Origin of the sequence: Schaalia naturae (assembly GCF_042665795.1) — a bacterium.
Classification (GTDB): domain Bacteria; phylum Actinomycetota; class Actinomycetes; order Actinomycetales; family Actinomycetaceae; genus Pauljensenia; species Pauljensenia naturae.
Map to the genome: position 1 here is coordinate 278,380 of NZ_JBHTEF010000001.1, position 15,376 is coordinate 293,755.

Annotated in this window: 11 protein-coding genes; 8 read left to right on the forward strand and 3 right to left on the reverse strand. The window is 72.3% G+C overall.

Translation table 11 applies throughout. The features are described from left to right. Positions 1-1,235: 1,235 nt before the first annotated feature. The 7 genes from ACFQWG_RS01230 (at position 1,236) to ACFQWG_RS01260 (ending at position 12,476) form a co-directional block, all read left to right on the forward strand. On the forward strand, positions 1,236-1,856 hold the full coding sequence (locus tag ACFQWG_RS01230) for an MptD family putative ECF transporter S component (protein ID WP_380971390.1): 621 nt from the start codon (positions 1,236-1,238) through the stop codon (positions 1,854-1,856). After that, the gene (locus ACFQWG_RS01235; RefSeq protein ID WP_380971391.1) at positions 1,853-2,629 is read left to right on the forward strand and encodes an energy-coupling factor transporter transmembrane component T; all 777 of its coding nucleotides are present in this window, start codon (positions 1,853-1,855) and stop codon (positions 2,627-2,629) included. The genes ACFQWG_RS01230 and ACFQWG_RS01235 overlap by 4 nt, the downstream gene beginning before the upstream one ends. Further along, positions 2,626-4,236, forward strand: a complete 1,611-nt coding sequence (locus tag ACFQWG_RS01240) for an ABC transporter ATP-binding protein (RefSeq protein ID WP_380971393.1) — start codon at positions 2,626-2,628, stop codon at positions 4,234-4,236. Before ACFQWG_RS01235 ends, ACFQWG_RS01240 begins: the two co-directional genes overlap by 4 nt. 2 nt (positions 4,237-4,238) lie before the next feature. After that, on the forward strand, positions 4,239-6,167 hold the full coding sequence (locus ACFQWG_RS01245; protein ID WP_380971395.1) for an ABC transporter ATP-binding protein: 1,929 nt from the start codon (positions 4,239-4,241) through the stop codon (positions 6,165-6,167). Then, a complete protein-coding gene (locus tag ACFQWG_RS01250) occupies positions 6,164-7,981 on the forward strand; it encodes an ABC transporter ATP-binding protein (RefSeq protein WP_380971396.1) in 1,818 nt (605 codons plus the stop codon). The genes ACFQWG_RS01245 and ACFQWG_RS01250 overlap by 4 nt, the downstream gene beginning before the upstream one ends. An 89-nt stretch (positions 7,982-8,070) precedes the next feature. Next, entirely contained in the window at positions 8,071-12,261 is a 4,191-nt protein-coding gene (locus ACFQWG_RS01255; protein ID WP_380971398.1) for a prevent-host-death family protein, read from the forward strand. After that, the gene (locus ACFQWG_RS01260) at positions 12,258-12,476 is read left to right on the forward strand and encodes a toxin (RefSeq protein WP_380971400.1); all 219 of its coding nucleotides are present in this window, start codon (positions 12,258-12,260) and stop codon (positions 12,474-12,476) included. The genes ACFQWG_RS01255 and ACFQWG_RS01260 overlap by 4 nt, the downstream gene beginning before the upstream one ends. A gap of 33 nt (positions 12,477-12,509) precedes the next feature. Here ACFQWG_RS01260 and mscL read toward each other — a convergent pair whose 3' ends face one another. From mscL to ACFQWG_RS01275, 3 genes are all read right to left on the reverse strand, one after another. Then, positions 12,510-12,950, reverse strand: a complete 441-nt coding sequence (gene mscL / locus ACFQWG_RS01265; protein ID WP_380971402.1) for a large conductance mechanosensitive channel protein MscL — start codon at positions 12,948-12,950, stop codon at positions 12,510-12,512. Then, a complete protein-coding gene (locus ACFQWG_RS01270; RefSeq protein WP_380971404.1) occupies positions 12,947-13,627 on the reverse strand; it encodes a hypothetical protein in 681 nt (226 codons plus the stop codon). The genes mscL and ACFQWG_RS01270 overlap by 4 nt, the downstream gene beginning before the upstream one ends. Before the next feature lie 141 nt (positions 13,628-13,768). Beyond that, positions 13,769-14,392 carry a 5-formyltetrahydrofolate cyclo-ligase gene (locus ACFQWG_RS01275; protein WP_380971406.1) on the reverse strand — a complete coding sequence of 208 codons (624 nt, stop codon included), beginning with the start codon at positions 14,390-14,392 and terminating at the stop codon, positions 13,769-13,771. A 38-nt stretch (positions 14,393-14,430) separates the two neighbouring features. On the opposite strand from ACFQWG_RS01275, the gene ACFQWG_RS01280 reads away from it, so the two are divergent. Next, positions 14,431-15,366, forward strand: coding sequence for a UTP--glucose-1-phosphate uridylyltransferase (locus ACFQWG_RS01280; protein ID WP_380971407.1), 936 nt, complete (start codon positions 14,431-14,433; stop codon positions 15,364-15,366). The last annotated feature ends 10 nt before the right edge of the window (positions 15,367-15,376 follow it).

Below are 15,376 nucleotides of genomic sequence, written 5' to 3' on the forward strand. Positions count from 1 at the left end.
ACGGCCCCTGCCGATGAGGGGCGGCGCCGGAGCATCCGGCGGGCCGTGCCGTTTCACCCGGCCCGATGCGGCGGAGGAGCGTAGGGTCGAAAAGCGAGAGGGACTGTCTCAGTCCGAAGCACGAGTCCGAAGGGGGAAGGATCCGATGGGGGACAAATCTCCGAAGAAGTCCGGCGGGAAGACGCCGGCGGCGAAGACGCTCAAGGAGAAGCGGGCCGAGAAGAAGGCCAAGGCCGCGGCCAAGAAGAACGCCTGAACCCGGCCTGCTCGCGGGCGCCGCGGAGAGGCCGTGGCCCCTCCGGACCGGTGGTCAGCGTCCGCGGAGCCGGCGTTCCTCCTCCAAGTCCTCCGGATCGAAGGGCCGACCGGGCAGATGGTCGCCCCCATGCCGATCCGGCAGTCTCGCCCATCGAGATCGGGTCGCAGTCCATGTACTCGCGCATTGCGGGATTGATGGGATGCTGGTGGTCGCCAGGCAGACCGCCGGGCCCATCATCACCCGGCCCCCGAGCGTGACGCGGGCGTTGTCGACGAACATGCCGTTCATGTTGATGGAGGTTCCCCAGCCGATGCGGATCCTCGATCCGTCGCAGCGGCCGAAAGGCGGTTCGATCCAGAAGCCGGACGCCTCCTGCGGGGTCGTTCCCCGAAGTACGGCCTGGAGGCGGACCCGGCGTGGGGGTCACGGCGAGGCCGTCCTCAGGTGAGGCGGGGCGTGCGCGCTCGCGGTCGCCGTGCTGCGCCTGGCGGGACGGGAGGAGGCGGCCGGTTCGCCCGTGTTCCCGAGGTCGAGCTGCTGCGCCGGTCCCCGGGTTCGCGAGGGCGGCGCAGGTGAGTGGGGGATTCACGCTGGTCGCTCCGGTCATCGCCGTGAACCCGTGGATGGCGCCGTTGCTCGAGGGGATCCGGGGCCTCCTCGCGCCGCGTCGGTCGGTGGTCTGCCACGTGGCCGCGCGCACCTGCCGCGCGGAGTCGGCGCTGATCGTTGTCGGCGGGTCCGTCGTCGCCTCACGGTGGGTCTCGGCTCGCTGGCGAGCCGCCCCGCGGGGTGGGGGAGTTGCATATCGTGAGACGCTGAATGATAATGATTCTCACTACGGATGGGCGAGACCGGCTCTGACAAGGGGAAATGCTTGAAGGGGGACCAATGGCCTCTGTCCTCATCCGGGTTATAGAGCTTAGGCTAACCTAACTACCTGTGATCAGTCGCGCATATGCGCGGAGAGGACGCCATCATGAGCTCGACCACCCGCTCGGAGGAAACCCCGGCCGCGGCGAGGGGACTGTCAGCACGCTCCCTCGTCACGATCGGGGTCTTCACCGCGATCTACTTCGTCGTCATGTTCGGGACGGGGATGCTCGGACTGATCGGCCCGGCGGTGCAGTTCGTGGGATTCCTGCTGGGCGCGCTCATCAACGGGACCGTCCTCATGCTGTTCATGGTGAAGACGCCCGTCATGGGGGCGATGACCGTCCTGGGAGCCGTGGTCGGACTCCTCATGCTCCTCACGGGGCACTTCTGGGCGACGCTCCTGTTCACCACCGTCCTCGGGGCGGCGGCCGACCTCATCGTCCGGTCGGGCGGATACCGGTCGCGGTCGCGCAACTGCCTGGCCTACGCGGTCTTCGAACTGTGGATGCTGGGCCCGCTCCTGCCGATCTTCTACGCCTCGGACTCCTACTTCGCCGACGTCGCCTCGAGCATGGGACAGCAGTACGCCGACGAGATGCAGGCGCTCTTCACGCCGTGGCTGATCGTCGTCTTCATGGCGGTCGTCTTCGTCGTCTCCCTGGTCTCGGCGTGGATCGGCACGCGCATCCTCGACAGGAACTTCGCGAAGGCCGGCATCCTGTGAGCGCTGCGCCCGCAGCCGTCCCGGAGGCGAGGGCCGGGACCGTCGACCTGGGCGCCCTCACCGCGCGGTCCCACCGGATCTGCCTGGATCCGCGGACCAAGCTCGCGCTCCTCCTCGCGGTCAACGTCCTCGTCCTCGGCGGGGGAGGGACCCCGCTGACGGTGGCGGCGGGCGTCCTCGTCGCCGTGCTGCTCGCCGACGTCGTCCAGGGCCGAGCCTGGTGGTGCTACACGGGCGTGTTCCTGGGCTCGCTGGCCGTCCTCCTCCTGCTGCCCCTGCTCTGGAGGGGAACGGCGGCGGCCCTCGTCGTCGCCGTCGCCTTCTGGTTCGTGCGCTTCTCCGTCTCATTGGGCATGGCGGGATACGTCATCGCCGGGACGGGAGCCGGCGAGCTCTCCGCGGGGATGTCGCGCCTGGGGATCCCGCGACTCGTCGTCGTCCCATTCTCCGTCGTCCTGCGTTTCATCCCGCTCGTCCTCTCCGAGTTCAGGGCGATCGCCGACGCCATGAGGATGCGCGGGGTCCTCCCCACCGCGGGCGGCGTCATGTCCCATCCGGTGCGCACCGCCGAGTACGTCCTGGTGCCCCTCCTCGCCTCGACGACCCGCATGGCCGACGAGCTCAGCGCCTCGGCGCTCATCCGGGGACTCGACTCGAAGGGGACGCGCACGAGCACCGTCCGGCTCGGCTTCACGGCCACGGACGCGGCGGGGCTCGCGGCGATCCTCGGCCTCGTCGTCCTGAGGGCATGGGCAGGGGGAGCACACCTGTGAACGCGACCGAATCCCAGGCCGGCAGCGTGACCCTGGAGGACGTCTCCTTCTCCTACACGACCAACGGCTCGGGAGCCTCCCCCTACGGTCCGGCCCCCGCCCGGCGGGCGGCTCCCGGGACGACGGCGGTCCTGCGGCAGATCGACCTCGAGATCGCTCCGGGAACACTCACCCTGCTGTGCGGCGCCTCAGGGTCCGGGAAATCGAGCATCCTCCGCCTGATCAACGGCCTCATCCCCCATTTCCACTCGGGCAGCCTCCACGGCCGCGTCGAGGTGGGCAGGGTCGACATGCCGCGCGCCGCCCTCGCGGACTCCGGGCGAGTGACGTCGACCGTCTTCCAGAACCCGCGCACCCAGTTCTTCACCTCCGACGTGCGCGGCGAACTCGCCTTCCGAGGGGAGAACTACGGCGTCGACCCCGAGGAGATCGAGCGCCGCATCCGCCGCGCCGCCGGGCAGCTGGGGATCTCCCACCTCCTGGGGCGCCGGCTGTCCCAGTTGTCCGGAGGCGAACTGCAAAGGGTCGCGTGCGCTCAGGCCCTGGTCGCCGGGACGCCCGTCATCCTCCTCGACGAGCCCACCTCCAACCTCTCACCGCAGGCCGTTCAGGACATGACGGGAATCCTCGCGCGCCTCAAGGCCGACGGCCACACCATCGTCGTCGCCGAGCACCGGCTCCACTTCCTGCGGGGCCTCGCCGACCAGGTCGTCCTCATCCGGGAGGGGCGCATCGCCAGACGCTGGACAGGGGAGGAGTTCTTCGCGCTGGGAGACGCGGAGCGGCGCGACCTCGGGCTGAGAACGCTCGAGACGCCTCCGGCCTGCGATGCCGTGCCCCTGCGCGCCCATGCCGGGGACGACGCTCAGACACCGCCAGCCTCCGCCCGAGGCCTCGTCCTCGAGGACGTCAGGTTCTCCTACGGCCGCCGCCGCGTCCTCGACATCGATCGGCTCTGTTTCCCCGCCGGGTGCGTCTCCGCCCTCGTCGGCGTCAACGGCGCCGGAAAATCGACCTTGGCGCGCATCCTGTGCGGCCTCGCGGATCCGGAGCGCGGGGGAAGGATCGCCCTGGACGGTCGGCGGGCCGGCACACGGGCCAGGCTCGCCTCCTCCTCCCTCGTCATGCAGGACGTCCACCGGCAGCTCTTCAGCGCCTCGGTGCGCAGCGAGGTCGTCCTCGGGCTGGATCCCGGACGCGCCCGAGAGGTCGACGTCGACGCGCTCCTCGCGGGCTTCGATCTCGCGGCGGAGTCCGAGCGCCACCCGCTCTCGCTGTCCGGAGGACAGAAGCAGCGCCTCGCCATCGCCGCCGCGATCGCCAAGGGAGCCCGCCTCCACATCCTCGACGAGCCGACGTCCGGCGTCGACCACCGCAGGCTCGAGGAGATCGCGGCCGCTCTGCGGAGCCTCGCCCGTGGCGGGGCGATCGTCATCGTCATCACCCACGACGCGGAGCTCATCGAGGCCTGCGCCGATCGCATCGTCAAGCTGCGCCGCCTCGACCCAGGCGGCGCGGCGAGCCCCCAGGCGGAGGTCATCCGCCCCCCAGCCGCCACTGCCACCCGCCGCATCGCCGATGCGGCCGGCCGACGAAAGGACGCGTGATCATGTCAGCACCACAGGCCATCGCCGAGCGGGCGCCGGTGCCGCAGGACCGGGAACGAGGAGACGCGCCAGAGGACGGGGACAGGTTCGATCTCGCCGCCCTCGACGCCGATCCGCGCGCCAAGGACCGCGCGGGACGCGCCGCGATGCGCGAGCTCCTCCGGCCGGTCTCGGGCACCCTGATGCTCGGACGCGTCCTCTCCGGGCTCTCGGCGGTCCTCGCGGTCGCCCCCTACGTCGCCCTCGTCGACCTCGGGGCTCAGCTCCTGACGGCGTGGAACGCGGGGGAGGCCCCCGACTCGGCCCGTCTCATGCTCACCGTCAACATCCTGCTGGCCACCTTCCTGGGGCGGCTCGTCCTGTACTTCCTCGCCCTCGGCATCACCCATTTCGCCGATGCGCGCCTCGGGACGATCCTCAGGGACCGCATCGTCGCGACGCTCGCCCACGCCCCCCTGTCTTGGTTCTCCTCGACGAACTCCGGGCGGGTGCGCAAGGTCATCCAGGACGACACGCGCACCCTCCACACACTCGTCGCGCACGCCCCGGTGGAGACGACGTCCGCCACCGTGATGCCGCTGGCCCTCTTCGCCTACGCCATGTACGTCGACTGGAGGCTCGGGCTCCTGGCCGTCGCGACCTTCCCGCTGTACGCGATCCTCCAGGCGTACTCGATGAGGGACATGGCCACGAAGACCGCGGAGATGGACACGCGCCTGTCGAAGGTCTCCGCCATGATGGTCGAGTTCGTCAGCGGGATCACCGTGGTCAAGGCCTTCGGACAGGTGGGGAAGGCCCATCGGAGCTACTCGCGGGCCGCGGACGAGTTCGCCGACTTCTACCTCGCCTGGGTGAGCCCCCTCATGCGCGGCTCGGCCCTGTCGATGGCCGTGGTGGCGCCCTCGGTGCTGCTGCTCGTCAACCTCGCCGGCGGCGCCGCGATGGTCGGGGCAGGCTGGGTGGGGCCGGCCGACGTCGTGACGACGGCCCTCATCGCCCTCGTCCTGCCCGCCTCCGTCGAGGTCATCGGCACCTCCAGCTGGGCCTACCAGCTGGCTGGCGCGTCCGCCCTGCGCATCGTGGACATCCTGCGCACCCCGGTGCTGGCCGCTCCCGCCGGCGAGGTCGACCTCGCCCGCCACGACGTCCGCTTCGACCACGTCCGCTACTCCTATGGGGACACGCTGGCCGTCGACGACGTCTCCCTGGTCCTCAAGGAGGGGACCACCACGGCCCTCATCGGGCCGTCGGGGTCGGGGAAGTCGACCCTGGCGACCCTGGTCGCCCGCTTCGACGACCCGGATGCGGGGAGCGTGAGCATCGGAGGGGCCGATCTGAGATCCCTCCCCACGGCCCAGCTCTACCGGACCGTCGCCTTCGTCCTGCAGGACCCGCAGCTCCTGCGGATCTCCGTGCGCGACAACATCGCCCTCGGACGCCCCGACGCGAGCGAGGAGGACATCCGCGCGGCGGCCCGGGAGGCCCAGATCGACGACTTCATCATGACGCTGCCGCAGGGCTACGACACGGTCCTGGGCGACGACACGTCCCTGTCGGGCGGCCAGGCCCAGCGCATCGCGATCGCCCGCGCCCTGGTGGTCGACGCCCCGATCCTGCTCCTCGACGAGGCGACGGCCTTCACGGACCCCGAGTCCGAGGCCGAGATCCAGCGGGCGCTCGACCGGCTCGTCGAGGGGAGGACCGTGCTGGTCATCGCCCACCGGCCGGCCTCCGTCATCGGCGCGGACCGCATCGTCGTCCTCGACCGCGGGCGCGTCGTGGCGTCGGGGACGCACGCGGAGCTCGCGGGAGAACCGCACTACGAGGCCCTGTGGGACCAGACCTCGCCGGGCGCCCGGCCCCGGGGGCCGGCCGGGGATGAGGGGACGGACCGGGCAGAGGGACGCGACGGAGAAGGAGACCACGCATGAGCGCCACGAAGCCGTACCGCGACGAGGCCGGGACAACGGGTCCCGCCGAGGACGTCGAGCTCCCGGCCGGGCGCTCCCTGATCGCTTCCTTCTCCCGGCTGATCTCAGCCTCCGCGCGTCCCACGCTGGACAAGACCCTGGCGCTGTCCGTGATCTCCGGCGCCGTTCGCGGCATCTCCCTGGTCCTCTTGCTGCCTGCCGCGGTCGCCCTGAGCACGGGCGGCGCGGCGTGGGGACTCCGACTCCCGGGATGGCTGGGCGTCCTCCTCGTCCTGGCTCTGGCGGGGGCGAACATCGAGTACGTCCAGGCGATGGTGGGATACTCGGTGGCCCTGGATCTCATCCGCACCGTCCACCGCAGGCTCGGCGACCGCCTCGCCCGCCTGCCGCTGGGGTGGTTCCGCGACTCCGCGGCCGGCCGGCTCTCGCGGCTGGTGTCCAAGGAACTGCTCTCCCTCGGGGAGGCGCTGGCCCACATGGTGGCGACCGCGACGTCTCTCGCGGCCTCCGCCGCCGTCATGATCCTCGGATCATGGATCTGGGACTGGAGGCTGGGAGTAGTCCTGACGATCTCCGTCCCCGTCTACGCCCTCGCGCTGTGGGCCGGGAAACGGGCGATCACCCGCGGCAAACGGATCAGCGATCCCGCCGAGGAGGAGCTCAGCGACCGGATCGTCGAGTTCGCCCGCTGCCAGGGCGCGCTGCGCTCGTGCGGACGCTCCACAGAGTTCACCCCGCTCGTCGAGGCCAGCCGGGAGTCCTCCGCCACCCAGCACCGCGACCTGTGGTGGGGCATGCTGGCGAACCTCCTCCACGGGATGGCCGGGCAGATGATCGTCGTCGCCCTGATCACGGTCGCCGCCCGGCTCGCCCTCGGCGGGGACCTGGGCCCGGTCGAGGCCATCGCCTTCATCGGGCTGAGCCTGCGGTTCATGCAGACACTTGAGGAACTCGGCGGGAAGGTCATGGGGATCGAGGAACGCCGGGTGATGATCGACCATGTCGATGAGATCCTGCTCAGCCCGGTCCTCCCCGAGCCGTCGGAGTCCTCCCCCGTCGCCAGGCCCGGACACATCGAGCTTGAGGACGTCGACTTCTCCTACGAGCCCGGCCACCAGGTCCTCCACTCCATCTCGCTCGAGGCCCCCTCCGGATCGATGTGCGCCCTCGTCGGGCCATCGGGATGCGGCAAAACGACGATCGCCAAGCTCGTCGCGCGGTTCTACGACGTCGACCGCGGGGTCGTGCGCGTGGGCGGGGACGACGTCCGCGACCAGCGCACGGAGGATCTCATGGCGCAGCTCTCCATGGTCTTCCAGGACGTCTACCTGTTCGACGACACACTGGAGGCGAACATCCGCGTCGGCGATCCGAACGCGAGCGGGGACGAGGTCCGCGAGGCCGCCCGCCTGGCCGGCGTCACCGAGATCGTCGAGCGGCTGCCGCGGGGATGGGAGACGCCCGTGGGCGAGGGCGGGCACGCGCTCTCAGGCGGTGAGCGCCAGCGCGTGTCGATCGCCCGCGCCCTGCTCAAGCGCGCGCCGATCGTCCTGCTCGACGAGGCGACCAGCGCCCTCGACCCGGAGAACGAGGCGAACGTCCTGGCCTCGATGGAGCGACTGCGGGAGACCTCGACCCTGCTGGTCATCGCCCACAAGCTCGAGACGATCCGCACGGCGGACCAGATCGTCGTCCTCGACGACACCGGTCACATCGCGCAGCGCGGCACGCACGAGGAGCTCGTCGGAGCGCCCGGCCGGTACCGGGACTTCTGTCGGGCACGCGAGGCGGCGGCGGGATGGAAGCTCGCGTGACGCGTCCCGCGCCCATCCGGCGCCGCGAATCCGCGCCACGGCGGCCCGGGTTCGCGGCGCCGGAGCCGGTCTCCCACTAGCGTGGGAGCGTGGCAGCCAGTTTCTTCTCGCGTTCGTCTGCAGCGTCGGCTCGCGGACCGCAGCAGACGGCCGGCCGCTCGGCGCCCGAGACGGCGCCGGTCGAGGAGCGCATCGGCCGGTGGCGCCGCGAGCTGGCGGCCGTGGCCTCCTTCGACGGAGAGGACCAGGCGCCGCCGCGGCTCGTGCTCACCCAGGCCCACCCCGGGGGCCTCGCCCAGCTGTACGCCGAGCACACGACGCGCCTGTCCAGCCTCGTGCGCGAGCCGTCGGCGCACGGGCGCGCCCTGGAACGCGCCCGCGCGGTCCTCCAGCGTGCCCGGGAGCTCACCGCCGTGCACGGCGTGGGGCCCATCCACCTCGCCATCGGGCGGGCGCAGTGGGTCGACGGCGTCTCGGCTGTGTCGTCCCCGGCCATGCTGCGCCCCGCCGAGCTGCAGGAGGACCCGGAGGGGGACGTCCTCATCACGCTGAGGCCCGGGGCCCAGATCGGGGAGGGCCTCGCGCAGGCCCTGGCCCGCCAGCGGGTCGTCGTCGACGTCGAGGCCGTTCTGGCGGGCGCGCGCACGGTCCACGGGTTCTCGCCCTCGCGCGCGCTGGCGGCGCTGCGCGGCGCCGGAGCCTCCCTGGACCGTTTCGAGCTGCATGACGAGCTGGCGCTGGGCGTCTTCGAGCACCCGGCGGCGATCCTGCTGCGCGAGTACGACCGCACCGGGCCGTTGCTAGCCTCGGACCTCGTGCGCGCGCTGGGTGGGGACGCGGACGCGCGCGAGCGGACCACCCAGGCCCTCCCCCCGCCGAACCCCGCGGATCGAGATCCGTGGGAGGAGATCGGCGTTGGGGATCTCACGCCCCGCCAGCAGGACGTCGTCGAGGCCGTCTCCGCGGGGCGGTCGCTGGTCATCGACGCGCCGCAGGGCGCCGACGACCTGGCGGTGCTCGCCTCCCTGGTCGCCGACTCCGGCGCGCGCGGGCGCTCGACGCTGCACATCGCGGGAGCACCGTCGCGGGCGGCGCGCCTGGAGACCCGGCTGCGCGCGCTGGGAGTGGACGAGATGTGCCTGCGCGTGGACGGCTCGCCGGAGTCGGGCGACCTGCTGCGCGAACGGCTCACCGAGGCCATGTCCGACACGTCCGCGGTCATGGACATCGCCGAGGTCGAGGCCATGCGCACGCGCCTGCGCGAGGTGCGCGGGGCGCTGTCCTCCTACACCACCTACCTGCATCGGCCGTTCAAGCACTTCGGCGTCTCCGCCTTCGACGCCCTCCAGGTGCTCACCGATCTCACGAGCGTCCACCCGAGCCCCCGGACGCGGGTGCGCCTCCACGAGGACGTCCTCGTGGAGGTGGCCCGCGACCAGGGGGAGCGCACCCGCACCCTCCTCCACCGCGCCTCCGCGCTCGGCGTCTTCTCGCGCACCTCCGCGCATGCCGCCTGGGACGGCGTCGTGATCAACGCCCCGGAGCAGGTCACCGACGTGCTGGTGCGCATCATGCGGCTGGCGGAGGAGTCCCTGCCGCGGATACGCGTCCAGATGAGCGCCGTCGCCGGGGAGACGGGCATCGTCCCCGCCACGACGGTCGCCCAGTGGGAGGAACAGCTCCAGATGCTCGAGGGCGTCCGCGATGTGCTGGACGTCTTCCATCCCTCGATCTTCGAGCGCTCCGCTGCCGACATGGTCATCGCGACGGCGCCGCGCCAGTGGCGTCGCGAGCATGGCATCACGATGAGCCATTCCCAGCGGATGCGCCTCGTCCGCCAGGCGCGGGACCTCGTGCGTCCCGGGCGGCACGTCGAGGACCTCCACCAGGAGCTCCTCCTGGTCCAGGAGCGGCGCGAGGTCTGGCGCCACCACTGCGACTCCGACGGCTGGCCGACGCTCCCCGAGCACCTCGACGAGGCGACGGCCCTGGCGGCCTCCGTGCGCGACGACCTCTCCCACCTGGCGCCCATGTTCTCCACGGCCTACCCGGATCTGGCTCGCATGGACATCACGGAGCTCGGGCGCCTGCTCGACCGGCTGTGCGCGGACACCGAGGGCGCGCGCGAGCTTCCTCAGCGCGTGGCCGTGCTCAAGGATCTCGCCGCCGCCGGTCTGGAGGGCCTCGTCACGGACCTGCGCGAACGTCACGTCGGCGACGACCTGCTCGACGCCGAGCTGGACCTGGCCTGGTGGGCGTCGATCCTGGGGCTCATGCTGGCCCAGGAGCCGCGTCTGGGCGGATTCGATCCGACGCGCCTGGAAGGGGTGCTCGAGGAGGGCCGGCTCCTCGACGAGGCTCAGGTCGCCTCGCTGGCGCCCCAGGCCCTGCAGAACCTCAGGCGCATGCGCCAGCAGGCCCTGGCGACCCGGCCCGAGCAGCAGGCGGATCTCCTCGCCGCGATGCAGACCCGCGCCCCGGCCTCGGAGCTGTACGCTCGCCACCCTCTGGTGCCGCACCTGGTCCCCGTCGTCCTCGCCGTCCCCACGCTGGTGCCGTGGCTGGTCCCGGAGGGCCGCCGCGTGGACCTGGTGATCCTCGACGACGTCGACTCCCTGCCGCTGGCCGAACTGGTCCCGATCGTCGCGCGGGCCCGCCAGGTGGTGGTCCTCTCCGACCTCACCACGGTCTCCCACGGCGGGGCGGTCGCCCAGCTGGCCCGGGCGCTTCCCGTCGCCCGCCTCGAGGTTCAGCCTGGACGGCTCAACGCGCAGGTCGCCCAGCTCCTCCAGCGCTACCGCACCGAGCAGACCGGCGTCCTGGTGCCCTGGACGACGAACTCGGCGCCGGTGGACGCGATCTGGTCGACGGGGTCGGGGATGCCCGCCCCGGGGGCCGTGTCGGTGGAGTCCTCCGCGGCGGAGGTCGGCGATGTCGTCGACGCCGTCGTGGACCATGCGGTGGAGCACCCCGACCAATCCCTGGCCGTCATCGCGCTCAACGCGCGCCATGCCGACCGCGTGCGCCAGGCCGTGGCGCGGGCGGTGGAGGGCGCCCCGGGCCTCGCCTCGTTCTTCGCCCCCGACGTCTCGGAGCCCTTCCAGGTCGTCGACGCCGAGCGCGCGAGGGGTCTCAGCCGTGACCGCATCCTCCTGACCGTCGGATTCGCCAAGACCCCTCACGGGCGGGTCCTCCACGATTTCGGCGTCCTCTCCACCCCTTCGGGCGTCTCGGTCCTCACGGACGCGCTGCGGGCGGTGCGCGGAGACCTCACCGTCGTCTCGTCCATCCGCGGTGAGGAGATCGACCGTTCCCGGCTGTCCGCCGAGGGCGCCCACATGCTGGTGGACCTGCTCGAGATGGCGGGCGCCTCCTCGCGTTCGGGGGAGGGCGAGGCCGCTGCCGCCCCGGGGGCCGCCGGACAGCCGGAGACCTCGGCGCCCTCCTGGCCGACCCTGGACGTCGCCCCCGACCGTCTGCTCGTGGACCTTGCGGACCGCCTGTACGGGATGGGCCTGGAGGTCGTGCCGAATGTGGGCGTGCCCGGCGGGATGAGGGTTCCCCTGGCCATCGGTCATCCGGAGGTCCCGGGCCGTCTGCTGGTGGCGCTGCTCACCGACGACCAGACCTACACCGCCGAACCGTCGTTGCGCGTGCGTGACCGGGTGTGGCCCGCGATGCTGGAGGCGCAGGGCTGGAGGGTCCGCACGGAGTTGTCGATGGCGGTCTTCACGGATCCGGAGAAGGAGGCCCAGGACATCGTCCAGCTGGTCCTCGATGCGGTCGACGCATTCAACGGGCCGGCCGGTGTCGTCGAGGTCCCCGAGGACGCGGCGGCCGAGATCGAGCCGGAACCCGAGCCTCTGGAGGCGCCCGTCGCGGATCCCGCGCTGGACGCCGCGGTCGCCCAGTCGGACCAGGCCCGGGTCCTCCACGACGAGCGCTCCGCGGATCCGGGTCTGGCGGGCCGGGAGGACGCCCCGGCCTCTGTCCCGGCCCCGGGCGGAGCGCAGGAGGGCGGCGCCTCCCTCGCGGGGAGAGAGCAGACGCCTTCGGCGCGGCGTGGGCCGCGGCCGGCGATCGCCAGGGGGCTCCCGCTGGCCGCATACGGGGACGACCAACTCGATGAGCTCGCCCAGTGGCTGCGTTCGGACGGCGGGGAGCACTCCGCCGACCGGCTGGTCGAGGAGCTCCGTGAGGCGCTGGGTCTCACCCGCCGCGGCGCCCAGACCGACGCCGTCCTGGCGAACGTCGTGCGCCGCACGGCACCGCGGGCATGAGCGGGCGGGCCCGGCGGCGACGCGCGGTCCTCGTCTCCGACGTCGACCGCCGCCTCATCAGGCAGGGCCTTCCGCCCTCGTGGGAGGACAGGGTGAGCGAGGAGGACCTCACCGGCGGGGACGCCGACGGGACGGGCCACGCCGCTCGCGGCGACGGGGCCAATGACGCGCGGCTGTTGGCGAATGTGCCGCCGCACTCCCAGCCCCGCGCCTGAGGCGGCACCGGCCGCCCGGAACGGGCACCCGGATCAGTGGCGCGGCGCCTCGGAGGCCGTGGGGGCGTTCGTGCCGCTGCCGGCCAGGAGGTCGCGGATCTCCGTGAGGAGACGGGTCTCGTCGGAGGTCTCGGGAGCCTCCTCCTCGTCCTCGCCGCTCCCGGCTCGGCGGGCGGCCAGCTTGTTCATGGGCACGACCAGGAAGAAGTACAGGGCGAGCGCGACCAATAGGAAGTTCACCAGCGCCGTGAGGACCACGCCGGGCTGGACGACGGCCTGGTTCGCTCCGGTCCCGAGCGTGAACTCGCCCCAGTTGTCGAAGTTGGGCTTGCCCACGAGAGCGCCGATAAGCGGGTTGATGACCTTCTCCACCAGAGCGGTGATGATGGTGGAGAAGGCTCCGCCGATGATGACGCCGACCGCCAGATCGATGGCGTTGCCGCGTGAGATGAAGTCCTTGAATCCTTGGATCATGGGGGTGCTCCTGTCGATGGATGGTCCGCTGTTGCACCGGGTGCGCGCAGCACCAGGCTCAGCGATCCGCTTCCCGCGTGGCCCAGGACCACGTCGGTGTCGGCGGCCCGGAGGATGACGCCCACCCGGACGGTCTCGGAGGACGCCCAGCCGGACGCCTCCGGCGCCACCACTGAGGTTATGCGGACCTCAGAGGCGAGTAAAGAGGCTGAGCAAGGGTTCTCCTCGCACGACGGCGGGGGCGCCCAGAGATCGACCAGGTCGCCGGCGGCGATCCCCTGGGCCTGGTCGGCGCCGACGGCGAGCAGCACCTGCGCCTCGCCGGGGCTCAGCGCCCGGGAGGCCGGCGAGCCCGCGACGTTTGACTCGGTGAGCACCGTCCCCGCACGAATCGGAGCGGCCTCCCAGGCCGTCGGCAGCGACGAGCCGGCCTCCAGCGCGTCGGCCGGGCGGGCGCGTGGCGGGACGAGGACCGTCCAGACGTCGCCGTCGGAGAGGGACTGGCCCGTGGCCACGTCGTGGCGGACCACCAGGACGGGCACGCCCTGAGGGGCGGGCCGCAGGGCGAGCAGCGCGCCGGCGACCAGGCCGGCCAGGGCGAGCGCCGCGACGACGGGACGCATCACGGGCCAGACGGGCGCGCGCGGGGGGCGCCGACCGGATCGGTGGGAGCTCATGGGCCCCAAGCTCAGCAGGGACGCCCTCGTCGATCCACCCGGCCCCCATGGACCTGTGGACGGGAACAGCGGGACCTCCGGACGTGTGGACGACCGGCAGGGCCGGCGCCGTGGTCCGGGGCGGGCGCCGCCGGCCGGGACTCATCGCAGCACGAGGGCCCGCGCCGGTGTGATGACGGCGTCGACGGGATGGTCGTGAGGCTCCCGGGGGAGGGAACCGGACGGCAGGACCTCCTCGTCGAGGACGGCCGCGACCACGGGCGCGCCGGGCGCGATCCACCGCAGGGCGCGGTCGTACCAGCCGGCTCCCTGCCCGACTCGCGTGCCGGAGCGGTCCACGGCCAGGGCCGCGACCAGGACCACCGTGGCGTCGGCCAGGGCCTCCGGTCCGAGGACCGCGCCCGACGGATGGGCAGGCAGTCGCGGGTGGGGGCGGACCCAACCGCAGCCGGGATCGCCGAGGTCTCGCAACGCCCAGGCGGGCCCGGGCAGCGGGACGCCCCGCTCCGAGACGACGACCGGGAGGAGGGCCCGAGGGCAGCCATCGAGGATCGCCCGGACATCGGGCTCGCCCTCCATGGGGTGGAACAAGGCGGGAAGCGCGCCGACGAGCCGACCTGGATCCCCCGGACCGGCAGGGGCGTTGAGGAGGGCGAGGACCTCCCGCCACGACTCCAGCAGGCCCGCGGCCTCGCCCGGCGCCACCCGCCTCAGGGCGCGGGCCGCCCGAACCCGGGCGCGGACCGCCGCCTTGGGGACCGACATGACCGGTCACCTCCCCTGACTCGACTAATGTGGCCATCATGGCAGAACGCAACGCACCGGTCCGTCACGCCGTGATCCCCGCCGCCGGACGGGGGACGCGGTTCCTTCCGGTCACGAAGTCCGTGCCCAAGGAGATGCTGCCGATCGTCGACCGCCCCTCCATCGAATTCATCGCCAAGGAGGCGACCCAGGCCGGCATCGAGGACATGCTCATCGTCACCCGCACCGGCAAGGACCCCATCGAGGAGTACTTCGACGCGGATCCGGCCCTCGAGCACGCGCTGCGTAAGGCCGGCAAGACGGAGTTGCTGGAGATCTCCCAGGAGTACCTGCACCTCGCGCGTATGCACTCGGTGCGACAGGGACACCCGCTCGGCCTGGGTCACGCCGTGCTCCAGGCGCGCCTGCACGTGGGGGACTCGCCCTTCGCGGTCATGCTGCCCGACGACCTCATGCACCCCCGGTCCCAGCTGCTGCGGCACATGATCGAGGTGCGCCAGACGATGGGCGGCTCGGTGGTCGCGCTGATGAGGGTGTCGCGCGAGCAAGCGACGGCCTACGCCTCAGCCGCGGTGACGCTGGTGGGCGTGCCCCAGGGCGTGGACCTGGCCCCGGGGGAGCTGCTGCGGGTGGACCGCGTGGTGGAGAAACCGCCGCTGGACGAGGTGCTCTCCGAGTACGCCGTCGTCGGGCGCTACGTGTTCGATCCCCTGATCTTCGACAAGCTCGCCGGCCTGAAACCCGGGCGCGGCGGGGAGTACCAGCTTACGGACGCCTTCGCGGAGCTCATCGACGAGGACCCCGCCCGCGGCGGAGGCGTCCACGGCGTCGTCGTCTCAGACCGGCGCTTCGACACCGGGGACAAGCTGGGATACCTCGAGGCCAATGTGTCGCTGGCGCTGGAGGACCCGGACCTCGGCCCGCAGCTGCGCGAGTTCATCCTCCGCGAGCTCGCCCGCCCCGCGCAGCGGTGAGGGGCTGACG